This window comes from Faecalispora anaeroviscerum (assembly GCF_947568225.1).
Lineage (GTDB): Bacteria > Bacillota > Clostridia > Oscillospirales > Acutalibacteraceae > Faecalispora > Faecalispora anaeroviscerum.
In genome coordinates this window covers 2,143,269-2,168,655 of record NZ_CANOOQ010000001.1, presented here as the reverse complement: position 1 = coordinate 2,168,655, position 25,387 = coordinate 2,143,269, and the positions used below count along the sequence as shown (strand labels likewise).

General features: G+C 51.7%; 28 protein-coding genes. 27 read left to right on the top strand and 1 reads right to left on the bottom strand.

Features of this window, described 5'->3' with window-relative positions; translation table 11 throughout:
* The first annotated feature begins 272 nt into the window (after positions 1-272).
* The 19 genes from QOS46_RS10750 (at position 273) to QOS46_RS10660 (ending at position 19,372) form a co-directional block, all read left to right on the top strand.
* The gene (locus QOS46_RS10750; RefSeq protein WP_283609625.1) at positions 273-1,025 is read left to right on the top strand and encodes an IclR family transcriptional regulator; all 753 of its coding nucleotides are present in this window, start codon (positions 273-275) and stop codon (positions 1,023-1,025) included.
* Between the two features lie 153 nt (positions 1,026-1,178).
* A complete protein-coding gene (locus tag QOS46_RS10745) occupies positions 1,179-1,430 on the top strand; it encodes a hypothetical protein (protein ID WP_283609623.1) in 252 nt (83 codons plus the stop codon).
* 53 nt (positions 1,431-1,483) lie between these two features.
* Positions 1,484-1,924, top strand: coding sequence for an acetyl-CoA carboxylase biotin carboxyl carrier protein subunit (locus QOS46_RS10740; protein WP_283609621.1), 441 nt, complete (start codon positions 1,484-1,486; stop codon positions 1,922-1,924).
* 386 nt (positions 1,925-2,310) lie between these two features.
* A complete protein-coding gene (locus QOS46_RS10735) occupies positions 2,311-4,086 on the top strand; it encodes an acyl-CoA carboxylase subunit beta (RefSeq protein WP_283609619.1) in 1,776 nt (591 codons plus the stop codon).
* Between the two features lie 269 nt (positions 4,087-4,355).
* Positions 4,356-5,654, top strand: coding sequence for an acetyl-CoA hydrolase/transferase family protein (locus QOS46_RS10730; protein ID WP_283609617.1), 1,299 nt, complete (start codon positions 4,356-4,358; stop codon positions 5,652-5,654).
* A gap of 56 nt (positions 5,655-5,710) precedes the next feature.
* Positions 5,711-6,493 (top strand): enoyl-CoA hydratase-related protein, encoded by a 783-nt coding sequence (locus QOS46_RS10725; protein ID WP_283609616.1) that lies wholly within the window; start codon positions 5,711-5,713, stop codon positions 6,491-6,493.
* Between the two features lie 33 nt (positions 6,494-6,526).
* Positions 6,527-7,666 carry an acyl-CoA dehydrogenase gene (locus tag QOS46_RS10720; protein ID WP_283609614.1) on the top strand — a complete coding sequence of 380 codons (1,140 nt, stop codon included), beginning with the start codon at positions 6,527-6,529 and terminating at the stop codon, positions 7,664-7,666.
* Between the two features lie 13 nt (positions 7,667-7,679).
* Positions 7,680-8,459: an electron transfer flavoprotein subunit beta/FixA family protein gene (locus tag QOS46_RS10715; protein WP_283609612.1), complete on the top strand. Its 780-nt coding sequence runs from the start codon at positions 7,680-7,682 to the stop codon at positions 8,457-8,459.
* A 20-nt stretch (positions 8,460-8,479) separates the two neighbouring features.
* Positions 8,480-9,499: an electron transfer flavoprotein subunit alpha/FixB family protein gene (locus QOS46_RS10710; RefSeq protein WP_283609610.1), complete on the top strand. Its 1,020-nt coding sequence runs from the start codon at positions 8,480-8,482 to the stop codon at positions 9,497-9,499.
* A 192-nt stretch (positions 9,500-9,691) separates the two neighbouring features.
* The gene (gene gctA, locus QOS46_RS10705; protein ID WP_283609608.1) at positions 9,692-10,666 is read left to right on the top strand and encodes a glutaconate CoA-transferase subunit A; all 975 of its coding nucleotides are present in this window, start codon (positions 9,692-9,694) and stop codon (positions 10,664-10,666) included.
* On the top strand, positions 10,666-11,463 hold the full coding sequence (gene gctB / locus QOS46_RS10700; protein WP_283609606.1) for a glutaconate CoA-transferase subunit B: 798 nt from the start codon (positions 10,666-10,668) through the stop codon (positions 11,461-11,463). The genes gctA and gctB overlap by 1 nt, the downstream gene beginning before the upstream one ends.
* A gap of 152 nt (positions 11,464-11,615) precedes the next feature.
* Positions 11,616-12,407, top strand: coding sequence for a (R)-2-hydroxyglutaryl-CoA dehydratase activase HgdC (gene hgdC / locus QOS46_RS10695; protein WP_283609604.1), 792 nt, complete (start codon positions 11,616-11,618; stop codon positions 12,405-12,407).
* A gap of 91 nt (positions 12,408-12,498) precedes the next feature.
* Positions 12,499-13,791, top strand: coding sequence for a 2-hydroxyacyl-CoA dehydratase subunit D (locus QOS46_RS10690; protein ID WP_283609601.1), 1,293 nt, complete (start codon positions 12,499-12,501; stop codon positions 13,789-13,791).
* A gap of 5 nt (positions 13,792-13,796) precedes the next feature.
* Positions 13,797-14,951 carry a (R)-2-hydroxyglutaryl-CoA dehydratase subunit beta gene (hgdB, locus tag QOS46_RS10685; RefSeq protein ID WP_283609600.1) on the top strand — a complete coding sequence of 385 codons (1,155 nt, stop codon included), beginning with the start codon at positions 13,797-13,799 and terminating at the stop codon, positions 14,949-14,951.
* 207 nt (positions 14,952-15,158) lie between these two features.
* Positions 15,159-15,833, top strand: a complete 675-nt coding sequence (locus QOS46_RS10680; protein WP_283609598.1) for a 5-bromo-4-chloroindolyl phosphate hydrolysis family protein — start codon at positions 15,159-15,161, stop codon at positions 15,831-15,833.
* 4 nt (positions 15,834-15,837) lie between these two features.
* On the top strand, positions 15,838-16,971 hold the full coding sequence (locus tag QOS46_RS10675; RefSeq protein WP_283609597.1) for a toxic anion resistance protein: 1,134 nt from the start codon (positions 15,838-15,840) through the stop codon (positions 16,969-16,971).
* A 21-nt stretch (positions 16,972-16,992) separates the two neighbouring features.
* Complete coding sequence (locus QOS46_RS10670) at positions 16,993-17,562, top strand: LemA family protein (protein ID WP_283609595.1); 570 nt, start codon at positions 16,993-16,995, stop codon at positions 17,560-17,562.
* Positions 17,559-18,536, top strand: coding sequence for a TPM domain-containing protein (locus tag QOS46_RS10665; RefSeq protein ID WP_283609594.1), 978 nt, complete (start codon positions 17,559-17,561; stop codon positions 18,534-18,536). Before QOS46_RS10670 ends, QOS46_RS10665 begins: the two co-directional genes overlap by 4 nt.
* A 227-nt stretch (positions 18,537-18,763) precedes the next feature.
* On the top strand, positions 18,764-19,372 hold the full coding sequence (locus QOS46_RS10660; RefSeq protein WP_283609592.1) for an HD-GYP domain-containing protein: 609 nt from the start codon (positions 18,764-18,766) through the stop codon (positions 19,370-19,372).
* Positions 19,373-19,659: 287 nt separating this feature from the next.
* On the opposite strand, the gene QOS46_RS10655 is transcribed toward QOS46_RS10660, so the two are convergent.
* Positions 19,660-20,067: a metal-dependent transcriptional regulator gene (locus QOS46_RS10655; protein WP_283609590.1), complete on the bottom strand. Its 408-nt coding sequence runs from the start codon at positions 20,065-20,067 to the stop codon at positions 19,660-19,662.
* Between the two features lie 301 nt (positions 20,068-20,368).
* On the opposite strand from QOS46_RS10655, the gene QOS46_RS10650 reads away from it, so the two are divergent.
* The 8 genes from QOS46_RS10650 to QOS46_RS10615 all read left to right on the top strand — a co-directional run bounded on the left by QOS46_RS10650 (position 20,369) and on the right by QOS46_RS10615 (position 25,349).
* Positions 20,369-20,578 (top strand): FeoA family protein, encoded by a 210-nt coding sequence (locus tag QOS46_RS10650; RefSeq protein ID WP_283609589.1) that lies wholly within the window; start codon positions 20,369-20,371, stop codon positions 20,576-20,578.
* A 25-nt stretch (positions 20,579-20,603) separates the two neighbouring features.
* On the top strand, positions 20,604-20,825 hold the full coding sequence (locus QOS46_RS10645; protein WP_283609588.1) for a FeoA family protein: 222 nt from the start codon (positions 20,604-20,606) through the stop codon (positions 20,823-20,825).
* A gap of 78 nt (positions 20,826-20,903) precedes the next feature.
* Positions 20,904-23,042 (top strand): ferrous iron transport protein B, encoded by a 2,139-nt coding sequence (gene feoB, locus QOS46_RS10640; RefSeq protein ID WP_283609587.1) that lies wholly within the window; start codon positions 20,904-20,906, stop codon positions 23,040-23,042.
* Positions 23,043-23,045: 3 nt separating this feature from the next.
* A complete protein-coding gene (locus tag QOS46_RS10635; protein ID WP_283609585.1) occupies positions 23,046-23,201 on the top strand; it encodes a FeoB-associated Cys-rich membrane protein in 156 nt (51 codons plus the stop codon).
* 163 nt (positions 23,202-23,364) lie between these two features.
* The gene (locus QOS46_RS10630; RefSeq protein ID WP_283609584.1) at positions 23,365-23,646 is read left to right on the top strand and encodes a DUF2325 domain-containing protein; all 282 of its coding nucleotides are present in this window, start codon (positions 23,365-23,367) and stop codon (positions 23,644-23,646) included.
* Between the two features lie 51 nt (positions 23,647-23,697).
* Positions 23,698-24,249 carry a DUF3793 family protein gene (locus tag QOS46_RS10625; RefSeq protein ID WP_283609582.1) on the top strand — a complete coding sequence of 184 codons (552 nt, stop codon included), beginning with the start codon at positions 23,698-23,700 and terminating at the stop codon, positions 24,247-24,249.
* Between the two features lie 101 nt (positions 24,250-24,350).
* Positions 24,351-24,776, top strand: a complete 426-nt coding sequence (locus tag QOS46_RS10620) for a flavodoxin (protein ID WP_283609580.1) — start codon at positions 24,351-24,353, stop codon at positions 24,774-24,776.
* 324 nt (positions 24,777-25,100) lie between these two features.
* A complete protein-coding gene (locus tag QOS46_RS10615; protein WP_283609578.1) occupies positions 25,101-25,349 on the top strand; it encodes a helix-turn-helix domain-containing protein in 249 nt (82 codons plus the stop codon).
* The last annotated feature ends 38 nt before the right edge of the window (positions 25,350-25,387 follow it).

Sequence of the window (25,387 nt, the reverse complement as noted above, 5' to 3'; positions counted from 1 at the left end):
AATCATGGAATAAATTCATACTTATTATCTCACTATCCAGGGCAAAACACAAGGGTCGTCCGATTGATTTTTTTAACAAAATGGAATTTAGATTTTTAGTATTTTTGTCGTTTTCTAGACGCGTAAGGATGATTTTGCTTAGGATTGGGAAAAGAACAATTGCATATTGTGAAATTATCTTGTATGATGGTAACCGTATTTTAGAGCAAAGTGATTAGAAATCGTGAAAAAATAACCAGACACGATTTACAATCATAAGAGGAGGTATTGAAATGGTACAAAGCTTGATACGTGCGATGGAGGTACTCGAGCACCTGCGAAAAGCGGATAAATCCTGTTCCCTTGCGGAACTGTCGCAGATGTCCGGCCTGCCGTCGAGTACGGTTCACCGGATTCTGCAGACCTTTTGCAGCGCAAACTATGTGTCCCGTGATCCCAAAACACACCTTTATCGGCTGGGTACTGCACTGATCCCGCTGGGAATGGCCGCGACTAGGCGGCTGCGGCTGAGTGATTCCGCGAAACCCGTGCTGAAGGATCTGATGAAAATCACAAAGGAAGATGTTTTCCTCATTATTATATCCGGATACAGGGGCATGGTGCTGGAAAAGGTAGAGGGCCCCAACCCGCTGAAGGTAATCGAACGCTTTGGCAACGAGGTGGATTTGCACTGCGGCGGAAGCCGGCGCTCCTTGCTGGCGTTCCAGTCCGACAGCTTCATTCGCACCTATATACAGAATTATTTGCGGGACAACCCGGAATTTTCTCCTGAGGAAGAAAAGAAACTTCTTAGCAGTTTGCTTCGGATTCGCGAGGAGGGTGTTGCTGTTTCCCGCGGAGAATATATTCCGGATGCAGTGGGCATTGGCGCGCCGGTGTTCGACATGAACGGCAAGGCGGTCGCTTCCATCGGCCTGATTGCTCCGCAATCACGCACTTCCAGAGCGCAGGAAGAGGAGTTTAAAGTGCTGGTAAAGCAGCACGCAGCTCAATTGTCCTTCCTGTTGGGGTTTGTCCAAAAATGACAATAATGCTGCGGTATTTTTATTTAAAATAAAAAACCAATGTATTGTTTTATTATTGACACACAATTCATTTGATGCTATCATTTATTTGAAAATTCCAAAAAATGAAATGAATTTCATAATACGGGAAACCGAAGAGGGGGGATTTAGAGCATGCCAGTTGAGCAATTATTGCCGCTGTTGTTCTCAGGACTGACCGTGATACTGACGATCGCTATCCTTTCAACGCTGACCAAAATCAAGGCCGCGGTGGAAGAATTGGCAGCAAGGCCCGTTGTTGCGCCGGCGCCGCAGCCTGTGGATGATGGAAAAGACGAGACCTATGCGGTTATTATGGCCGTAATCAGCGAGGATTTACAGATTCCGCTGGATCAGCTGCAGTTTAACAGTATTAGAGAGTATTAATACCAGAGAGCGTCCGATTAGAAAAAATGATGTTGTGATAGGAGAGACCGATTATGAGATACTTGGCAAGAGTCAATGGCAAAGCATATGAGGTGGATGTGGAGCGCGCTCCCTCTGCTTACAAACCGATTCCCAGAGGAGTTTACACAGGTGAGGCTCCGGCAGCTCCGGCCCCGGTAGCGGCTCCTGCTCCCGTAGCAGCTCCCGCCCCCGTAGCAGCAGCCCCCGCTCCCGCAGCAGCCCCGGCTCCCAAGAAGGCTCCCGCAGCAGCGGCGGCTGGCGACACTACCGTTAACTGCCCCATGCCTGGAACCATCCTGCAGGTAAAGGTTTCTGAAGGCCAGGCTGTAAAAACGGGTGATCTGCTGTTCATTCTCGAAGCCATGAAGATGGAAAACGAGATCGTTGCTCCCTGCGACGGTACTGTGAAGAACATCTCCGTCAATAAGGGCGACGCGGTACAGTCTAACGATCAGCTGGCAGTAATTGGCTGATTTCTTCCCCCCAGTTTCATATTAGCTGCCGGAATCATCCGGCTTGCGCTGAAGTGACGGCTCGCAGTTTCTTTTCGTGAATGTAATCTACCCTTTGTTTTCAAAAACAGGGATAACTGCATTGATGGAAGAATTCAGTGCGGGCTTTTCAGCGGGCTTTATGAGGTTCAAAGCAGAGGCGGGTTTGTGTGTTTCCTGAAATTACAGCTTGGCAAACGAGTGTTTGTGTGTTAATATAAACATAACACGATTAGCTTGTCGAAAAATTAACAAATCAGCCATTTGGCTGTATTTATTCGAATTTTTCTGTTTTTTTCAGTAACTGCAAATAAATTTCGCCTTTTACAGTCCAAATTATTCTTATTTGAAAAAGGAGGCACCTGTCAATGGCTGAGCACGGTTACTCAATGCCCTCGTACTTTAAAAATATGCCGATCATTGGTTCGGCAAACCCTCAGGTGAGCGCGGAGAACGAAACGGAATTCCGCAAAGTTGAAAAGGAAATTGCAGATAAGGTTACCGAAATGCGCGAAAGCGGCCGTTCCGACGAATCTCTGCATCAGTCCGGCCAGATGACCGCTACCGACCGTATTGAGGCTCTGGTAGATCCCGGTTCATTCCTGCCCCTGAACAGCCTGTATGATCCGGAGAGCAACTCTACCGGCAGCACCGGCATCATCAAGGGTCTGGGCAAAATTCGTGGCAAATGGGCGATGATTATCGCTTCCGATAACAAAAAGCTGGCTGGCGCTTGGGTTGCAGGCCAGGCAGACAACCTGCTGCGCGGCTCTGATACCGCAAAATGCCTGAATGTTCCGCTTGTTTACGTGCTGAACTGCAGTGGTGTTAAGCTCGACGAGCAGGAAAAAGTATATGCAAACCGCCGCGGCGGCGGCACTCCCTTCTTCCGCAATGCGGATCTGCAGCAGAACGGCATCCCGGTTATCGTAGGCATCTACGGCACCAACCCGGCCGGCGGCGGATACCACAGCATCAGCCCCACCATCCTGATCGCTCACGAGAAGGCCAACATGGCTGTCGGCGGCGCCGGCATCGTAGGCGGCATGAACCCGAAGGGCTATGTGGATGAAGAGGCTGCTCAGGCGCTGATCGAGGCAACCAAGAAGCAGGTTAATGACCCGCCCGGAAACGTTGCGATTCACTATGGTGAGACAGGCTTCTTCCGTGAGGCTTACACCGAGGAAATGGGCGTTCTCGAAGCGATTCAGAAATATATGGATGATATCCCGGCGTACAATCCGGAGTTCTTCCGTGTGGACTGCCCGCAGGAGCCCAACTTTGAGCCCAGCGAGCTGTACAGCATCCTGACCATGAACACAAAGCGCCCCTACAATGTAGAGAACATCCTCAGCCGCGTGTTCGACGGCAGCCAGTTCGACGAGTACAAGAAGGGCTACGGCCCCGAGATCATCACCGGTATTGCCAAGGTAAACGGCCTTCTGGTGGGTGTCATCGCGAACTATCAGGGCATTCTGATGAATTACCCCGAGTATAAAGAGAACAGCGTTGGCGTTGGCGGAAAGCTGTATCGCCAGGGCCTGATCAAGATGAACGAATTCGTCACCCTGTGCGGCAGAGATCGTCTGCCCATCGTCTGGTTCCAGGATACCACCGGTATCGACGTTGGCAACGACGCGGAAAAAGCAGAGCTGCTCGGCCTCGGCCAGTCTCTGATTTACTCCATCCAGTCCGCTAAGGTGCCGCAGATCGAAATTACTCTGAGAAAGAGTACTGCTGCTGCTCACTATGTTATGGGCGGCCCGCAGGGCAACGATACCAACGCCTTCACCCTGGGCACCGCGGCCAGCGAAGTGAACGTAATGCACGGCGAAACCGCCGCTGCCGCCATGTATTCCCGCCGTCTGGTGAAAGATGCCAAGGCCGGCAAGGACCTGAAGCCCACCATCGATAAGATGAACGAGATGATCGAGGAATATCGCATTAAGTCCGGCCCGCTGTTCTGCGCTCAGCACGGCTTCCTGGATGAGATCATCGAGCTGACTAAGATCAGAAATTACGTGGTTGCGTTTGCTGAGTCCGCTTATCAGAATCCGCGTTCGTTCTGCGCGTTCCATCAGATGCTTCTCCCCAGAGCGATTCGTGACTACAACAACGTGTTTTTGAAATCAGTTGAAAAATAATCCGATTTCCGTCTAAGGCGAGAAATCGCGAATCGGGATTCCGGCGCATCGCCCAGTCAATCAAACAGTGTGGTATCCACCCTTACGTTGATTAAGGGAGTGCGCCGGAATTTTTTCTAAAATCCCGGCCGAAGCAGGCCGGGCCCCGGCGTGGGAGCAACGCTTCACGCCGTCGGAGAATATTTCCGGAGGAACCGGGCACTTGGGGGCTGCCGTATTTGGCGGTGGGTTTCCCAGGCACAGCATTATTTTGGATGAGGAGCTAATATATGGGTTGGAAAGATCTGTACGCGCAACGAAAAATGACCGCTGAAGAAGCGGTAGCCCGCGTTCGTTCTGGCGACAGGGTGGTAACACCCAACGCGGCGGGCGCGCCGGTTCATTTGATCAATGCACTGGTTGCGCGAAAAGACGAGCTGAAGAACGTGGAAATTGCCCACATGGTGCCTCTGGCAAAAGCGCCGTACACAGCGCCGGAGATGGAAGGGCACTTTGTCCATAACGCAATTTTTGTAGGCGGTGCCACCCGCGCCACGATTGAGGCCGGCATTGGCGATTATACGCCCTGTTTTTTCCATAAGATTCCTGAGTTGTTTGATACCACTATGCCGGTGGATGTGGCGCTGATCCACGTTTCTGCCCCCGACGAGCACGGCTGGTGCAGCTACGGTGTAACGGTAGATTACGAAAAGCATGCCGCAGAAGTCGCAAAGGTGGTCATTGCTCAGGTAAATGAGAATATGCCCCGCACATTGGGAGACAGTTTCATTCACGTGAGCGATATGGACTGCATTGTGGAGTGCAACGACCCGATTCTCGAGCTTGGCGCCCCCAAAATTACCGAGATTGAAAAGAAAATCGGTGGCTACTGCGCCGATCTGATTCACGACGGAGATACGCTGCAGCTTGGAATCGGCGCGATTCCGGACGCTGTGCTTCTGTTCCTGAAAGAGAAAAAGGATCTCGGCATCCATACGGAAATGTTCTCGGACGGCGTGGTCGAGCTGGTGGAAGCCGGCGTGATCAACAATTCTAAAAAGACGCTGCACAAGGGAAAGAGCGTTGCAACCTTCCTGATGGGCACTCGGCGTTTGTACGATTATGTCAACAACAATCCGGCGGTGGAAATGTACCCAGTCAATTACGTGAATGACCCTGTGGTCATCGCGAAAAACGACAATCTGGTGTCAATCAACTCCTGCGTGCAGATCGATTTTCTGGGACAGGTCGTATCCGAAAGCATCGGTCCGACTCAGATCAGCGGTGTAGGCGGGCAGATCGATTTTATTCGCGGCGCTTCCATGAGCCGCGGCGGGCGTTCGATTTTGGCGATGACCTCCACGGCGGCAGGCGGCAAGGTTTCGAAGATTGTGCCGTTTATCGACCAGTGGTCGGCGGTGACCACCTCCCGCAACGACGTTCAGTATGTTGTAACGGAGTATGGAATCGCGGAGCTGCGCGGGCATACCGTTCGCGACAGAGCCCGCAGCCTGATTGAAATAGCTCACCCGGATTTCCACGATTCCTTGAAAGAGGAATTTGAAAAGCGTTTCCATACAAACTATTAAGAACACAAACAACGCCCCTGCCGAATGCTTGCAGGGAACAGTCAGGAGGGACAAAGATGAGTCTGGTTACATTTGAAGCAAAACATGATAATCTCATCGGGATTCTGACCATGAACCGCCCCCAGGCGCTTAACGCGGTAAACCTGGAGGTTATGAAGGATCTTGAACAAGCACTGAATGAGGCTAAATCAAGCGGCGTTCGCTGCCTGATTGTCACCGGCTCCGGTGAGAAGGCTTTCGTAGCCGGTGCGGACATTGGCGAAATGCGAAATCTTTCTAAACAGCAGGGTGAAGAATTCGGCCTGCTCGGCGACAGAATTTACCATCTGGTTGAGCAGTTCCCCGCCCCGGTAATCGCGGCGGTCAACGGCTTTGCTTTGGGTGGTGGCTGCGAGCTTTCGCTGGCCTGCGATATTCGCCTTGCGTCTGAAAAAGCAGTGTTCGCACTTCCAGAGGTGGGCCTTGGCATCACTCCCGGTTGGGGCGGCATGCAGAAGCTGGCCCGGGCAATCGGCCCCGGCAAAGCGAAGGAAATGGTATTTACCGCCGGCAAAATCAAGGCGCAGGAAGCCTTGGAGCTTGGTCTGGTCAATGCGGTGTACGCGCCGGAAGAACTGCTCGCAAAAGCTGAGGAGTTGGCGCTGAAGATTGCCGCAAATGCTCCGGTGGCCGTGCTCAATGCAAAGCGCGCCATGAACGAGGGTGTTGGCCTTGGCCTGTGGCAGGCTGCCGAGCTGGAGGCTAAATACTTTGGCGATTGTTTTGAAACTCAGGATCAACGGGAAGCGATGGGAGCGTTTGTGGAGAAACGTAAGCCCGCGCCATTCGTTGGCAAATAAATTTTTCAACAATTTAAAATCAGGGGGATCGATATGAATTTTGAGCTGAACAACGAGCAGTCGATGGCTCGGGAAATGTTCGCGGCCTTTGCAGAAAAGGAAGTAAAGCCCTTAGCTCACGACATTGATGAGGAAGAGCGCTTTCCAGTAGAGACCGTTGAAAAAATGCAGAAGTACGGCTTTTTCGGAATTCCGTATCCGAAGGAGCTCGGCGGCCAGGGCTGCGATGTTCTGACCTACATCATGTGCGTGGAGGAGCTTTCTAAGGTTTGCGGTACAACGGGCGTTATTATTTCCGCACACACCTCTCTTTGCTGTGACCCGATCTACAAGTTCGGTACCAAAGAGCAGAAAGAAAAATATCTCATTCCGCTTGCTTCCGGCAAAAAGATCGGCGCCTACGGCCTGACCGAGCCCGGTGCGGGCACGGACGCTTCCGGCCAGCAGACCAAGGCTGTGCTGGAGGGCGACCACTATGTTCTCAACGGCAGCAAAATTTTCATCACCAACGGCGGTGTTGCCGACATTTATGTTGTATTTGCTATGACCGATAAGTCCAAGGGCGTAAAGGGAATCTCCGGGTTTATCGTAGAGAAGGGCTTCCCTGGTTTCTCGATCGGCAAAAAAGAGAAGAAGATGGGTATCCGCGGCTCCGCTACCACTGAGCTGGTATTTGAGAACTGCATCGTTCCCAAGGAGAACCTGCTTGGTCAGGAGGGCAAGGGCTTTACCGTTGCCATGACTACGCTGGACGGCGGCCGTATCGGCATTGCCGCACAGGCGCTGGGCATTGCCGAGGGCGCTCTGGACGAGACCATTAAATACGTAAAAGAGAGAAAGCAGTTTGGTCGTTCCATTGCTGCGTTCCAGAACACACAGTTCCGCATTGCGGATATGAAGACCAAAATTGACGCTGCAAAGCTGCTCGTGTACCGCGCGGCTATCTTGAAGCAGGCTGGCGCCAAGTTCTCTACCGAGGCTGCTATGGCCAAGCTGTTTGCAGCGGAAACCGCGATGGCTGTTACCACTGAGTGCGTCCAGCTGTTCGGCGGCTACGGCTACACCAGAGAATATCCCGTGGAGCGCATGATGCGTGACGCAAAGATCACCGAAATCTACGAAGGCACCAGTGAAGTGCAGCGCATGGTTATTTCCAACGCGCTTTTGAAATAAGGGGGGGCACGCAGTGAAAATCGTTGTAAGCATTAAGCAGGTTCCGGATACCAATGAGGTAAAGCTGGACCAAGCGACAGGAACCCTGATTCGTGAAGGCGTTCCCAGCATTATCAATCCGGACGACAAGGCCGGCCTTGAGGCTGCCCTCCGTTTGAAAGACCAGGTTGGCGCGCATGTTACCGTTCTGACCATGGGCCCGCCCCAGGCAACCCTCGCTTTGCGCGAGGCTCTGGCTATGGGTGCTGATGAAGCAATCCTTGTGACCGACCGCGCATTCGGCGGCGCCGACACCTGGGCTACTTCCTCCACTCTGGCTTCCGCTATTTCGAAGCTGGATTATGATCTTATCATTACCGGCCGTCAGGCCATTGACGGCGACACCGCACAGGTTGGCCCGCAGATCGCCGAGCACCTCGGCCTGCCCAACGTCAGCTATGCGGAAGAGCTGTGGGTTGAGGGTGATAGCCTGAAGATCAAACGCCAGTATGAAGACTGCTATCACATCATTCGCGTCAAAACACCTTGCCTCATTACCGCTTTGGCCGAAATGAATGAACCCCGCTATATGACTCCCGGCGGCATTTTTGACGCCTTCCAGAAAGAAATCACCGAGTGGCACAGAGCAGACCTTGACGTTGACGACAGCAACATTGGTCTGAAGGGCTCCCCCACCCGTGTGAAGAAGTCCTTTACCAAGGCTGTTAAAGGACAGGGCACCGTTGTAACGATGGAGCCCGAAGAGTCTGCCAACTGGCTGACTGATCGTCTGCGTGAAAAATTCATTCTGTAGTAGGAAAGTGGTGAGGAATTATGAGTAACGAAGCATATAAGGGAATATTCGTATTTGCCCAGCAGGTGGACGGAAAGCTGTCCAACGTTGCGCTGGAACTGGTTGGCAAAAGCAAGGCTTTGGCCAAAGATCTGAACACAGAAGTTACCGCTGTTGTGCTGGGTAACAAAATCGGCCATCTGCCGGAGCAGCTGGGCCGTTATGGCGCGGACCGCGTAGTAATCGCGGAGGATCCGATTCTGGAAACCTACACCACCGAGCCTTACGCGCATGTCATTACCGAAATCGTGAAAAAATATCAGCCTGAGATCGTGCTGTACGGTGCAACCGCTATTGGCCGCGACCTCGCTCCCCGTATTTCCGCCAGAGTGCACACCGGCCTGACCGCCGACTGCACCGCGTTGGAGATCGAAGAGGGCACCGGCAACCTGCTGATGACCCGCCCCGCATTCGGCGGCAACATCATGGCCACCATCGCCTGCGCGGACTTCCGTCCTCAGATGGCGACCGTTCGCCCCGGCGTAATGCAGCGCCTGACTCCCGTGGATAACGCTCACCCGGTTGTGGAGACCTTCTCTGTTCCCGATCTGGCTGCGCATGTCAACGTGGAAGTGCTCGAAGTCATCAAGAAGGTCAGCGAGAAGATGGATATTCAGGAAGCCAATGTGCTGGTTTCCGGCGGACGCGGCATGGGCTGCCCCGAGAACTTCAAGCTCCTCGAAGACCTGGCAGATGTTCTGGGTGGTACTGTTTCCTCTTCCCGTACCGCGGTTGACGCGGGCTGGGTTGAGAAAGACCGTCAGGTTGGTCAGACCGGTAAAACGGTTCGCCCGAATCTGTATATTGCCTGCGGCATTTCCGGTGCCATTCAGCACCTGGCCGGCATGGAAGAATCCGATGTCATTATCGCGATCAATAAAGACCCCAGCGCTCCCATCTTTGAGGTGGCAGACTACGGTGTTGTGGGCGACGCGATGAAAATCTTGCCTTTGTTCACAGAGCAGGTAAGAAAAGCTAAGGCAGAAAAAAGCAACGCCTGATAAATCATTAGGCTTTCAGTATGGCAGCGCGCGAGGACATTTGCATTGAAGGCTTCCGCGCCGCCGCGCGGGCTTTCCCCGGCTCAATGCGGTCCCGCGCGCGCTGCCGCGCTGGAAATTGCTTTTTTTCAGATGGAGCCGGCCGGTTTTCCAGCCGAATCCATCCATTATACTTATATTGGAGGTTTTACCGTGGGAAAAGTGTATACGCTATCTGAAGCAGTAGCGAAATTCGTAAACGACGGCGACAGCATCGCGTTCGGTGGTTTCACCACCAACAGAAAGCCCTTCGCTGCTATCCATGAAATCCTCAGACAGGGGAAGAAAGATTTTATTTTGAACGCGGGTGCTAACGGAGGCGATGCGGATCTGCTCATCGGCTGCGGGCGCGTAAAAGCGTACATTAACTGCTACACCGCCAACTCCGGTTTCACGAACGTTTCTCGCCGTTTTCGCGCAGCGATTGAAAATGGGGACATCCTGTTCGAGGACTATTCTCAGGATGCTATCATGCTGATGTTCCATGCTGCTGCTCTGGGTTTCCCCTATGTTCCCAGCCGTTTGATGATGGGTACCGGCCTTGCTGACAAGTGGGGCATCTCTAAGGAGATCAGAAAGACCATCGACAAACTGCCCGATGAAAAGTTCGTCATTGAGCAGAATCCCATGAAGCCCGAAGAGAAGCTGCTGCTTCTTCCTGTTCAGGAGATTGACGTTGCTGTCATCCATGTACAGATGGCTTCCCCCGACGGAACCTGCCGCATTCTGGGCGACGAGTTCCAGGATACCGATATTGCGGGCGCTGCGAAGAAGGTCATTGTTACCTGCGAAGAGCTGGTTTCCGATGAGTACATCCGCCGCGATCCCAACCTGAACACCATTCCCGGCTTCTGCGTGGATGCTGTTGTTCATGCGCCGCACGGTGCGCATCCGTCACAGTGCTATGACTACTATGACTATGACGGCAAATACTACAAAGCATACGACGTTGCCTCTAAAACACAGGAAGCTTTCGATGCTTTCTGCCAGGAGTGGGTATTCTCTACCCCGACACACGAGGACTACCTCAATAAGGTGGGCGGCGCAAGACTGGCCAACCTGAAGGTTGTTCCGGGTCTCGGCTACCATATTGATATGACGGCGCAGGCAAAGGAGGAGAAGAAGTAATGGCTAACTATACGAATTACACCAATAAAGAAATGCAGGCAATTACGATTGCCCGTGCGATTACCAATGATCATATCGCGATTGTTGGAACAGGACTTCCCCTCATCGGTGCCACTGTTGCCAAGAAGATATTTTCCCCTGACTGCACTCTCATCGTTGAGAGCGGACTGATCGACTGCGATCCCGTCCAGGTTCCTACCTCGGTTGGTGACTGCCGCTTTATGGCACATTGCTCCGTGCAGTGGCCTCCGGTTCGCTACATTGGCTTCCAGGCCAATGAGTGGCTGAAGAACAGAGACAGAATGATCGCTTTCATCGGCGGCGCTGAAATTGACCCTTACGGCAATGTCAACTCCACCTCCATGGGCGATTACAATCACCCTACCACCCGTTTCTCTGGCTCCGGCGGAGCAAACGGTATCGCAACGTATGTCGATACCGTTCTCATGATGCAGCACGAAAAGCGCCGCTTTACTGAGAAGATCGATTACATCACCAGCCCTGGCTGGATGACCGGCGGCCTCGACGGACGCAAAAAGGCAGGCCTGCCCCAGAACCGTGGACCGCTGATGGTCGTTACGGACAAGGGTGTTATGAAGTTTGACGAAACCACCAAGAGAATGTATCTGGCAGGTTACTACGAGTCCTCTTCTATTGAAGAGATCGTAGAGAACACCGGTTTTGAGATTGATACCTCCAGAGCAGAGCTGCTGCCGCCGCCCTCTCCGGAAGTCATCAAGACGATCCGCGAAGAGATCGACCCCGGCCAGGTATTCATTAAGGTTCCGAAAGAGTAATTATACTACATTTTATTCTTTGCACTGCGGCGGAGCCTTGTTTAGGACTCCGCCGGCGGCGCAGAGTTTTTGAATGTTTGGCGGTTCTGTTCCAGTATGGTCCGAAACGCCGGTTTCCCGTTCTAAAAAAGTCAATTGGTAGGAAGGTAACTATGGAAGCAAAGTATACGTTGGGTATTGACGTTGGTTCCACCACGTCCAAGTGTGTCATTTTAAAAGATGGGCAGGAAATCGTCAGTAAAGCATTGATTGCCGTCGGCGCTGGTACCAGTGGCCCCGAGCGCGCGATCAAAGAGGTGCTGGATAACTGCGGAATGAAAAAAGAGGACATGAGCTTTATTCTTGGCACCGGCTACGGGCGCAATTCACTGAACATTGTGGATGACCAGATGAGCGAGCTGAGCTGTCATGCAAAGGGCGCATACTACCTGTTTCCTGACGTCCACACTGTCATTGACATTGGCGGACAGGACATGAAGGTGCTCCAGATCGATAATGGCATCATGGTTAATTTCCAGATGAACGATAAATGTGCCGCCGGCACGGGGCGTTTCCTCGACGTAATGGCACGTGTGCTGGAAGTAAATATTGCCGACCTGGGTGATCTAGGTGAAAAATCCACCAAACGGGTGGCAATCAGCTCCACCTGTACGGTATTCGCTGAAAGCGAAGTGATCAGTCAACTGGCGCAAGGCAGTGATATGCACGATATCATTAACGGAATACACCATTCCATTGCCTCCAAGGTTACCGGATTGGCGCGCCGTGTCGGCGTGCGCGATCAGGTCGTTATGACCGGCGGCGTAGCGCAGAACAAGGGTGTCGTTGCCGCCATGGAGGAGGAGTTGGGCCATAAGGTGTATACCTCTCCTCTGGCTCAGTATGGCGGTGCGCTTGGCGCCGCGCTGTTTGCATACCAGAAGGCGACCCGAAAGAATGATTGAACCTAAGTATTCGATGAATTTATACGGTGTGGGAGACTTTCCCATACATTTGAAACCCTTTCTTATTATAATTTGAAGGAGCGAGTGAACTATGGCAGAATTTGAGAAAACAGCACCCGCTGAGCAGACTGCACCCGCAGCCGCTGCAGCGCCTGCCAAGAAACCTGCAAAACCGGCCAGCCCCGGCGTTACCGCCCTGCGCAAGGTCGTTTCCGATGTTTACGCCGCTGCATGGGAAGCAAAGAAAGCAGGCCGCCCGGTGGGTTGGTCTTCTTCCAAGTTCCCCTGTGAAATCGCAGAGGTCCTCGACCTGGCCGTTGTATATCCTGAGAACCAGGCCGCCGGTATCGCCGCACAACATGACGGCGAGCGTCTTTGCACGGCTGCTGAAGAACTGGGCTTTGACAATGATATCTGCGGTTATGCCCGCATCAGCCTTGCCTATGCTTCCGGCGTGGAGACCACCAATGTATCCCGTCAGATGCCGCAGCCTGACTTTGTTCTGTGCTGCAACAACATCTGCAACTGCATGACCAAATGGTACGAGAACATTGCCCGCATGCACAATATTCCGCTCATCATGATCGACGTTCCCTACAACAACACCACTCATGTAGAGGACAGCCAGGTGGAATATATTCGCGCTCAGTTCGACGATGCGATCAAGCAGCTGGAAAAGATCTCCGGCAATAAGTTTGATGAAAAGAAGTTCGAACAGGTATGCGCGAACGCCAACCGCACCGCCAAGGCATGGCTGAAGGTTTGCGACTATTGCCAGTACGAGCCCTCCCCAATGTCGGGCTTCGACCTGTTTAACCACATGGCGGACGTGGTTACCGCCCGTGGCAAGAAGGCTACCGCAGAGGCATTTGAGCTGCTGGCTACCGAGCTGGAGCAGCATGTGAAAGATGGTACCTCTACCCTGCCGTTTGAAGAGAAGCACCGCATTATGTTTGAGGGTATCCCCTGCTGGCCGGATTTGAAGGCTCTGTTCAAACCCCTGAAGGGAAGCGGCCTGAACGTTACCGCTGTTGTGTACGCGCCCGCGTTCGGTTTCGTATACGATGGTCTGGATGATCTGTGTCGTGCATACTGCAAGGCGCCGAACAGCGTTTGCCTGGAGCAGGGTGTAGAATGGCGTGAAGGCCTCTGCCGTGACAACAAGGTAGATGGCGTTCTGGTTCACTACAACCGCAGCTGCAAACCGTGGTCCGGCTATATGCCCGAAATGCAGCGCCGTTTCACTGCTGACCTGGGCATCCCCTGCGCCGCGTTTGACGGCGACCAGGCGGATCCCCGTAACTTCAACGCAGCTCAGTACGAAACTCGCGTACAGGGCCTGGTTGAAGCGATGGAAGCAACCAAAGCTGCGAAGGAGGGCTAACGAACATGAGTATCGAATTGATTATCAATGAGCTTGCCGGTGTTGCCGCAAATCCTGGAAAGCAGATGGCGGATTTTAAGGCACAGGGCAAAAAAATCATCGGCGTTCTGCCCTACTATGCACCGGAAGAGCTTGTTTATGCCGCGGGCATGGTTCCCATGGGCCTCTGGGGCAGCAACGATAAGACGATCAGTCTGGCAAAAGAGTACTGCGCAACGTTCTATTGCACCATCGCGCAGCTGGGCCTCGAAATGCTGCTGGATGGCACGCTCGATCAGCTCGACGGCGTGATCACCCCCACCATTTGTGATACCCTGCGCCCGATGAGCCAGAACATCCGCGTGGCGATGGCGAAGCTCAAGAAGATGCCCACCATCTTCCTGGCCCATCCCCAGAATCGTAAGCCTGCTTACGGCCTGAAATTCTGTGTGGATCAGTACACCAACATCAGAAAAGCTCTGGATGAGATCAGCGGCACCCCGATGACCGACGAAGCGATTCAGAATGCGATTCAGGTATATAACAAGAGCCGTGCGGCCCGCCGCAAGTTTGTAAAGCTTGCCAGCGAGCACTGCGACGTGATCACTCCCACAAAGCGCAGCGCTGTGCTGAAGGCTTCCTGGTTCATGCTTAAGGATGCCTACACCGCGAAGCTCGAAGAGCTCAACAAAGAGCTTGAGAAGCTGCCGGTCTGCGACTGGAAGGGTGTTAAGGTTGTCACCAGTGGTATTATCTGTGATAACCCGACCCTCCTCAAGATTTTTGAGGACAACAACGTAGCGATCGCTGCGGACGACGTTGCTCACGAGAGCCGTTCTTTCCGTGCCGACGCTCCGGAGGACTGTGCAGATCCGATGATGGCATTGGCTCTGCAGTTTGCGAGCCTCGACAATGACATTCTGCTCTATGATGAGCATTCCGCTGAAAACCGCCGCGGCGAGTTTGTTGCCAATATGGTAAAAGAGAGCGGCGCACAGGGCCTGATCCTCTTCATGCAGCAGTTCTGCGATCCGGAGGAGATGGAGTATCCTTCTCTGAAGAAGGCTTTGGATGAAGCCGGTGTTCTGCACATCAAGCTGGGCGTCGACCAGCAGATGCGCGATTTCGGTCAGGCTGCTACCGCGATTCAGGCATTTGCAGACGTGCTGAAGTCTGTCTGATTCTATTCCTAAATTGTTCTGCCCCCTTCGGGATTTTCCCGAAGGGGGCTTTTTTTACAGGCTGAGCCTGCATGCAAAGTGCGGGGAAGTAAGCCCGCTCGGCACGAAGAGGTGCGGGCTTAGCCTTCTCCTCTATTTTCTTGACAGGGAAATGCAAAAGCATTACAATGAGAGCAGATTGGCCATTCCGGAGAAAGGGGGAAATTTATGCGTGAAGTGACTCGAAAATCAGCGGTTCCGGTCTATGCGGCGGCGGTGCCGTGGCTCTTGGGGGCGTTGGTTCTTCCATTTTATCAGGCATGGCATTTTGTGCTGGCGGCGGTCATTTCCACAGCGGTTTATGTTGTGATGAGCCGTGTGTTCCCTGCGAAAACGATTTTGGTACCGGAGGAGGAGCGCCCCGCAAATACCGGAGACGTTGGTGCGGACGCTTTGATTAACGACGGGCGGGAACAGCTCAAACGCCTGCGTATACTGGATGAGCAAATTGCCGATCCTGGTGTCAGTGCGCATATTGTGCGTATTGGCGACATCTGCGGAAAGATTTTCGCGTACTTGGAGAAGAATATAAGCAAGGCGCCGAAGCTTCGCCTGTTTTTCAATTATTATCTGCCCACCACAGTCAAGCTGCTCGAAAGCTATGACCGGATGGCATCGCAGGACATTTCCGGGGAAAATATTGAATCCGCCATGCGGGGTGTGGAAGGGATTCTCTCGAGCATCGAAGAGGCATTTGAAAAGCAGCTCGACCACCTGTTTGCCGACGAAGCGCTCGATATTTCTACTGATATTACTGTTCTGGAGAACATGATGGCCCGCGAGGGGCTGACCAAGGATCAATTTGGCAAGGAAAGCCACGAAATCGATGGAAAGGGTGTTTGAAAACATGGAGCATCAGGAAATTGTACCCGATTTGACACTGGAGCCGACCGCAGTCTTCGTACAAGAGGATCTACAGGAGGAGCAGGCGGCTCCTTCCAAGTCGTTGGATAAAAGCCAGCTGACGCCCGAAGAACAAAAACTGGTAAGCGCCTTCGCACAGAAGATTGATTTGACAGATACCAATCAGGTGCTTCAGTTCGGTGCGGGCGCACAGAAGAAGATTGCAGATTTTTCTGGCTCTGCCCTTGCCAATGTTCGCACCAAGGATATGGGCGAGGTGGGCGGAATGCTCACCGATCTCGTGACGGAGCTGAAGGGCTTGGAGATTAAACCTGAGGAAAAAAAGGGTCTATTCGGCTTTTTGAAAAAAACAAATAACCAGATCGCCGCGCTGAAAACGAAGTATGATAAGGTGGAGTTCAACGTGGACAAAATTATTGCCACGCTGGAAAACCACCAGATTCAGCTCATGAAGGACATTGCGATGCTGGATAAAATGTATGACCAGAACCTCAATTATTTTAAAGAGGTTTCCATGTATATTCTGGCCGGTAAAGAGAAGCTTGAGAGTGTGCAGCAGAACGAACTGCGTTTGGCGCGCGAAAAAGCGCAGCTTACCGGTTTGCCCGAGGATGCTCAGGCCGCGAATGATCTGGCCAATCAGTGCAACCGCTTTGACAAAAAGCTGCACGACCTGGAGCTGACCCGCATGATCTCGATTCAGATGGGCCCGCAGGTGCGCCTGATTCAAAACAATGACAGCCAGATGGCGGAGAAAATCCAGTCGTCGCTCGTCAATACGATCCCTCTGTGGAAAAGCCAGATGGTGCTCGCACTTGGCCTTGCACACTCTCAGCAGGCGCTGGAGGCTCAGCGCGGCGTGACCGATATGACAAACCAGATGCTCCGTAAAAATGCAGAGATGCTGAAACTGGGCACGATCGAAACCGCGAAGGAATCTGAGCGCGGTGTTGTGGATATTGAAACCCTGCAGCATACGAACCAGTCGCTGATCTCCACTTTGGAGGAGGTGCGACGCATTCAGACGGAGGGCGCACAGAAGCGTCGCGCCGCTGAGGTCGAGCTGGGCCGCATTGAAGGCGAGCTGAAGCAAAAGCTGCTGGAGCTGAAAGACTGATGACTTTTTCAGGAGGAAACCATGGAATGGCTTAAAAACCGCCGTACCGCGTGGATTATTATGATTGCCGCAGTTGTGCTGTCGGTTCTGCTTGGCTCAGTGCGGTCGGTGTCGTCCCTGCGCCAGCAGACGGAACAGACCTTTACGCAGGGAACGCGCGGAGACGGACTGGGAATTTCGCACTATCTGGAATCGCGGGCATCCCTTTCGGGAAACCTGATTACAGTGGCCGGGCGGTATCTGGATTCCAGTGATGCGCGTATCGTGGCGCTGCGTCAGGCGGCGGATGCGCTGAGCAGCGCACAGACTCCCTCGGCCAAATACCAGGCGGATCAGAATCTGAATTCGGCGTTTCAGTCGGTATACGATGCGCTTGAGGGACAGTATCTATCGCAGAAGGACGCAGACTATCGTACCCGCCTGCAGTACGATTTCAAATCTCGGGCTGCGTCGATCAGCTACGATGGTTACAATGGCCTGGTGCAGAATTTTAATGATAAGGTTCTGAGGGCGACTCCCGGCGGCGCCGTAGCGTCTGCCGTTGGGGTAAAGCCTCTCGAGCTGTATACGATGACAGGAGGAAATAAATGAAAAAGCGCGTCAGTGTGCTTTTGGTACTAACGGTGCTTTTGTCGGTGCTGTTCGCTCTGCCTGCTTCGGCGGAGATCAGCATACCGGAGCCAACCAGTCAGTTTTACGTGAATGATTTTGCCGGTGTGCTCAGTGACGCCACGAAGAACGGCATCATGTCTGCCAATGTAAAGCTGAATCAGGAAACCGGCGGGCAGATTGTCGTAACGACGGTGGATTTTCTGGACAACGCAGATATTTCTGATTACGGCTATGCAATGTTTAATCAGTGGAAGATCGGCTCTAAAGAAAAGAACAACGGCGTTTTGCTGTTGCTGGCAATTGGTGAGGACAATTACCGTGTGATTCCCGGCTATGGGATTGAAGATGATTTGTCCGCCGGCGTGTTGAAGCAGATGCTCAACGAATATCTGGAGCCGAATTTTGCCGCAAAGGATTACGACGCGGGTGTTCAGAAAATGTTTACCGCGCTGGTAAACTGGTATGAAAGTTATTACAATGTTTCTATTTCCAGTACTGCCGGAGCCCTTCCAGATCCTGCCGCAGAGTACCAGGGCGGCGGCGGAGTGAATCAACAGCACAGCACCCATTCCGGCGGCTCCGGCAGTATGATTGGATCAATTTTCATGCTGATCGTCCTGTTTGTTATATTCAGCTCCATCTTTTCCCGCAGGCGCCGGTATGGCGGATACCCCCCGTATGGCGGCGGATACGGCGGCGGGTATTCTCGCGGCGGCTCCTGGTTCTGGCCGTTTTTAATGGGCAGCATGTGGGGTAACCGGTGGGGTTCCAATCGGCCCGGCGGCTTCCCACCCCCGGATGATCACGACCATCATCACGATGATCACGATGACCACGGTGGATGGTTCGGCGGCGGTTTCGGAGGCTTTGGTGGCGGCGGCGGTTTTGGCGGCGGTGGTGGTTTCAGCGGCGGAGGCGGCGGAAGCAGCGGCGGCGGAGCGGGTCGATTCTAAAAACAGTTCGGTTTCCGGAGAAACATAAAACTGTTTTTAGATATGTGTATAGAAAGCTGTTTTTTGATCTATATTTTAGAGTACAGGTGGCCGCTGCGTGATTATTCCCGATCCAATCGGGAATAATCAATGAGGAGCATCCCTTTTGGGGTGTTTCTGCCTTGTTGTACAGAATGTTTTACTATCCGACAGATTATGAAATACTCTTTAATTATGAGGTTTTCAGCATGGAAGCGAATTTCTCAACACCTGCTCAGGATTACTACGAGATTGTAAAACGTCAGACACAAATGCTTGGTGATCACGATCTTTACACGGTTTGCCATTCTCTTCGGGTGGCCCGCACCAGTTATTTTGTTGCCCACCATCTGGGGCTTCCCTCCGAGCAGTGCAGGAATGTGTATTGGGCCGCGAGCGCACACGACATCGGCAAAATTGGTATTCCCGATGCAATTCTTCAAAAAAATGGAAGCCTTACAATGAAGGAATGGGTCATTATGAAGCAGCATCCGGCATTGGGTGCGGGCATGCTAATGCAGTCGGCTTCCACAGAGGATATTGCCTATATTGTGTGGTGCCACCATGAGCGCTATGACGGGACAGGCTACCCCAATGGACTCTCCGGTGAACAGATTCCGTTGGAGGCTCGTATTATTGCCGTGTGCGATTCGTTTGACGCAATGAAGAGCAAACGTGCTTACCGGGATTCTTTGTCCGACCAAACCTGCCGGTATGAGATCGAGAAAAATATCGGCGTGATGTACGACCCGGCTGTTGCGGAACTGGTTCTGCAACACTGGTACACCATGCAGAAGCTGCAAACCGCGGCGCAGTAAGCGAACGCGAGCAAACGGCCGGTACCGAGGGTTCGGTTCCGGCCGTTTTTTGAAACAAATAGTAGAACGAAAAACGTTTTCAACTGTGAGTTAACAAATTGTTGAAAACAAAATTACCGGTTGCTGTCCAAAAGAGCGGTCGGAATCCGATCAGGCAGGGAAGATACCGTGCGCATATCGGGAAGGGGTAGGGCGGTAGAATTGGGCAGTTCAGGGCGCAAAAAACTCTCCGCGGACAAAGCGGAGAGTTTTCTCTTTTCGTTTCATATTATAAACCGGGACAGCATTCATTCCCCGGTGGGGCGCTGCTCCGCATCATCGCGTGCTTTCTGGTGACGGTTCCAGTATTCCCGCAGCTTCTGAAAGCTCTCTGCGCTGATCGCATGCTCCAGGCGGCAGGCATCCTCCTTGGCAACAGTTTCCTCCACGCCAAGAGTCATCAACAATTCCGATAACAGGGTATGCCTTTCGTAGATTCGCTCCGCAATCTCTCGGCCGCTTTCCGTCAGCTCAATGTATCCGGTATCATCCATCGTAATTAGGCCATTCTCTCGAAACTGTTTCATCGCATGGCTCACGCTGGGCCTGGAAAAATTCATTTCATTGGCAATATCAATGGAACGAACATCTCCCCTAAGGTTTTTCAGGACCAGAATCGTCTCCAGATAATTTTCCGCGGATTCCTGTATTTTCACGCAAACTCCCCCTTTCGAAATCGTTATTTTATACCATAGGGGCATCGCGCCGTTGTGGTATATTTGTAAATTAATAGTATAATAGCCGTTTGCGGCTATTATACCATAAACCTGCACTTTTTACAACGCTCCAAAAAGCCGCATTTTGTTGACTTTTATCGCAAAATATTACTGACAGGCAATTGACATGTTTCGTTAGCTATGATAAACTAAATACGCAAAAGGTTAGTATTCGCTAACTTTGTTCGATTAATCATAAAACCGAAGACGGCAAAATACAATTTGCCTGGGAGGTATTCATATGCCGCTGACAATGGCTAAAGCTGGAGAAAAAAATTTGATTAAAAGAGTGACCGGCAAAGATGAAGTTCGCCGTTTCCTTGCTACTTTGGGGTTTGTAGAGGGCGAGAGCGTTACGGTGATTAGCGAGATTGCCGGCAACATGATTTTAAATATCAAAGATACACGAGTAGCCCTGGATAAATCTATGGCAAATCGAATCATGATATGAATATAAGGAAAGAGGTTGAGGCTTGATGAAGACGTTGAAGGAGGTAAGGCTCGGGGAAACCGTTACCGTGGTAAAGCTCCACGGAACCGGCGCCGTGAAACGCAGGATTATGGACATGGGCATTACGAAAGGCGCCCAGGTTTTCGTGCGTAAAGTTGCCCCGCTGGGGGATCCGATTGAAGTGAAGGTTCGGGATTACGAACTGAGCCTGCGCAAAGCGGACGCGGAATTGATTGAAGTGGAATGACCGGATGCCCATATAGTGGGTCGTCAGGCGGCACGGTGTTAGTCAAGACTTCCGCATCAAAACGAGGAGGAACGAAACATGTCTATAAAATTAGCGCTTGCGGGCAACCCGAACTGTGGTAAAACCACTCTGTTCAACGAGTTGACCGGATCATCTCAGTATGTGGGTAACTGGCCCGGAGTAACGGTTGAGAAAAAGGAAGGAAAGCTCAGGGGACATAAAGACGTTATCGTCACCGACCTGCCTGGTATTTACTCCCTTTCTCCCTACACTCTGGAGGAAGTTGTTACCCGCAATTACTTAATTCATGAAAATCCGGATGTCATCGTCAATCTGGTGGATGCTTCCAATCTGGAGCGCAACCTGTACCTGACCACTCAGCTGGTGGAGATGGGTCTGCCGGTGGTTCTGGCTTTGAATATGATGGATATTGTCCGCAAGAACGGCGATACCATTGATTCTAAAAAGCTCGGCGATGCTTTTGGCTGCCCGGTGGTGGAAATTTCCGCTCTGAAGGGGGAAGGTACCAAAGAGCTGATTTCTGTTGCTTTGAGCGCTGCGGAGCAGAAGCCCCACGCGATTGCCGCTACCTTTGGAAATCAGGTGGAAACAGCTCTTCAGCAGATTACTCAGCAGTTTCCTGCTGCGCTGAAAAATGCGCCCAAGCGCTGGCTGTCTATCAAGCTGTTTGAGCGGGACGAGAAAATGCTGGCCGAGGCCAAGCTTTCCGAAGCGGATCGTGCCAAGCTCGAAACGATCATTACCAAGTGTGAAACCGAGCTTGATGACGATACCGAATCGATCATCACGAATGAGCGGTATGAATATATTGCCAAGGTAATTCAGAAATCCTACCACAAAAAGCTGGTTGGCCTAACTCCCTCCGATAAAATCGACCGTATTGTCACCAACCGTTTTCTGGCTCTGCCAATCTTCGCGCTGGTAATGTGGTTTGTGTATTATATTTCTATTTCCACCGTTGGCACCGCAATGACCGACTGGGTAAATGACACCCTGTTTGGTGACGTGATTCCGCCCGCCATTGAAAGCTTCCTTGTCTCTTTGGAAACCGCAGACTGGCTGATTTCTTTAATTGTAGACGGTATCCTTGCCGGTGTGGGCGCCGTTCTCGGCTTTTTACCTCAAATGCTCACCATGTTCTTCTTCCTTGCTATCTTGGAAGACTGCGGCTACATGGCGCGTATTGCGTTCATTATGGACCGTATCTTCCGCCGCTTCGGCTTGTCGGGTAAATCCTTCATACCGATTTTGATCGGCACCGGCTGCGGCGTTCCCGGCATCATGGCTTCCCGTACCATTGAGAACGACCATGACCGTAGGCTGACGATTATTACCACAACGTTTATTCCGTGCAGTGCCAAGCTGCCGATTATCGCGCTGATTGCCGGTGCTATGTTCCCCGATTCCTCTTGGGTTGGCCCCTCCGCTTACTTTCTTGGGATTTTCGGGATTATCTCTTCCGGTATTATTCTGAAAAAGACCCATGTGTTTTCCGGCGATCCTGCTCCGTTCGTTATGGAGCTTCCCTCTTACCACGTGCCAGGAGCGAAGGGCGTTTTGATTCACATGTGGGATCGTGGAAAGTCCTTCATCAAAAAGGCTGCTACAATTATTCTGCTGGCTACCGTTCTGGTTTGGTTCCTCAGCACCTTCAGCTGGAGTATGCAGATGGTAGACATTGAGGATTCCATGTTGGCGACGCTTGGCAACGCAATTGCCCCGCTGTTTGCCCCGCTTGGCTTTGACAATTGGAAGTTTGCGGTTGCCACCATTACTGGCCTGATCGCGAAAGAAAACGTGGTTGGCACCTTCGGTATTCTGTTCGGTTTCGCTGAGGTTGCCGAGGATGGCGCGGAAGTATGGGGCAATCTGCAGGCTGCTGTTTCTCCTCTGGCTGCCTATGCGTTCCTCGCGTTCAATCTGCTTTGCGCTCCCTGCTTCGCTGCAATGGGTGCGGCCCGCACTGAGTTGGGTTCCGCAAAATGGACCCTATTCTCCGTGGGGTATCAGACCTTGTTTGCTTATGTGATTGCGCTCATCATTTACCAGACTGGCAGCCTGCTGAGCGGCGGCGGATTTGGATTCTGGACCGCGGTAGCATTTGTTCTGATTGCCGCGCTGATTTATCTCTTAGTACGCAAACCGGCCGACACAAATTCTGAGGGCAAACGATTAAATAGAAAGGTGTCTGCGTAAATTATGGCTACTGTAATTATTTCTATCATTGTTTTTGCAGGGATCGCTTTTGCTGCATACCAAACCTACCGTACCCATAAATCCGGTGGGTGCAGTGGGTGCAGCGGAAGCTGCAACTGCTGCAGCCCGGAACAGGAGCATGCTCACCATAAAAAGTGAGCCGCAATTTTCCTGTTGATTTGTTTTCCCTAACAACCGGTTCGATTTTACAATAGAGTTAGCGATGCTAACTCTATTGTTTGAACCGTTAGTTAGACAAGACTAACTAACGAGATACATAATTCCATATCAGTTTTTAAAAGGAAAGGATGGTAAGAAAAGTATGAGTGTTGTCATTATTGGGGGCCATGACCGCATGGTTTGTACTTACAAAGACATATGTAAGCAGTTCAACTGTAAAGCCAAGGTGTTTACGCAGCAGCCGGCAAATATGAAGACACAAATTGGCTGCCCCGATCTTCTGGTTCTTTTTACCAGCACGGTATCGCACCAAATGGTGTATAGTGCGCTTCAGATGACGAAAAATACCGGCACGGCGGTTGTGCGTTCTCACAGCAGCAGTTCCTGCGCACTGAAAAACATTCTGGCGGAGCATTGCTGCTAACCGAAAATTCCCCAAGCGCCGAATCCTGTTTACGAAGGGTATGATCGGATCATGCTGGAACGTTATTTAGTAGAATATTGCGCATCCACATTGGCCGGGCTGAAAACGGCGAGCCTTTTCAGCTATTCTGGCGAAGAGAAAGATACGGTACTGGACTGTATTTCATATTGGAATCAAATTCTGAACCCACGCGGCATATACCTGGAATTGCTGTATGACAGCTCCGCCCGCGCACTGATTTATGTTTACCGTGCCTCTGCGTTGACGGCGGATTTGAGCCACCCGGAGGCGATCCGTTTTTTGAACCAATACGGTTACCCCAAGGGTAGCTTACCGGACTGTCTGAATCACTTGAGGCGGCGAATTGCGCTGACCCAATCCTTCCCCCACGAAATCGGACTGTTTTTAGGTTATCCGATCGAGGATGTGGCGGAATTCATTAAAAATCAGGGTCGCAACTGTAAATGCTGCGGCATCTGGAAAGTATATCACAACGAAATCGAAGCAAAACGTTTTTTTGCAAAAATCGATAAATGCAGGGCAATTTATACCAAGCTGTTTTGCGGCGGAAGGTCGGTGCTTCAGCTGACCGTCGCTGCTTAATGATAATACGAATCTGAGATTAAAAAGGGAGACAGCAATCGCAATTCCCCATTTTGATTGAAGATCAGTATAAAGAAAAACTCGAAAGGCAGTGAATGATTATGGCAAAATTGGCAGTAGTCTATTGGAGTGGTACAGGAAATACAGAAGCAATGGCGAACCTGGTAGCGGATGGCGCTCGGGAAGCCGGAGCGGATGTTTCGCTTTATACTTCCGCAGAATTCACCCCCGAGCTGGCCGATGAATTTGAGCACATCGCATTCGGGTGCCCCTCTATGGGCGCGGAGCAGCTGGAAGAAAGCGAATTCGAGCCTATGCTCGATTCTGTCAAAGAGAAGCTCTCCTCCAAGAAGGTAGCTCTGTTTGGCTCTTACGGCTGGGGAGACGGCGAGTGGATGAGAACCTGGGACAGCGACCTGCAGGGTGATGGCGTACCGGTTGTCGGGACTGTGATCACAAATGAGGCTCCGGATGAGGAAGCGGCTGAAAACTGCAAAAATCTGGGCAAGGCTCTTGCAAACGCGTAATTCTTGCCCAACATAAAGGTTCCGCTTTCATTGAACGGGAAAGATCGGGTTTTCATACTCGGTCTTTCCTTTTTTATCGGTATCTTTGGAATTTTCGTTTGATAAAGCATTAATACAGGGCTGGTTTCTTCCAATATCGATTCTTCTCCATTTTGCTGCGCGCTTATTAACAGTTCGATTGCGTTTGCGACCTGAGCGGCCAGAGAATAGTACATGGCTTTGTAATCAGGCATGCTTTTCACCTCAACTTTATTTTATGCAATTTTTGCATAAAAGTCAATATGCAAAAAATGCATAAAGTAAAATGCTTATGAGGTGAGAGTATTGTATCGGAGAATTAAAGATTTACGGGAAGACTATGACTTCACTCAACAGCAGCTGGCAGAGATGCTGAATGTTAATCAGGCAACCTATTCTCGGTATGAAAGCGGAACGCTGGATATTCCCAGCTCGGCGTTGATCGCTTTGGCAAAATTTTATAATACAAGTATTGATTATCTGTTAGGGCAGACAGATGAAAAGCCCCCTTACCCTGCGCCCAAAAAAAATAATGGGGAGGATTCCCACGATTAGGAGAAGAAAACAGAAACAACCGCAAAATGGCATTGCCA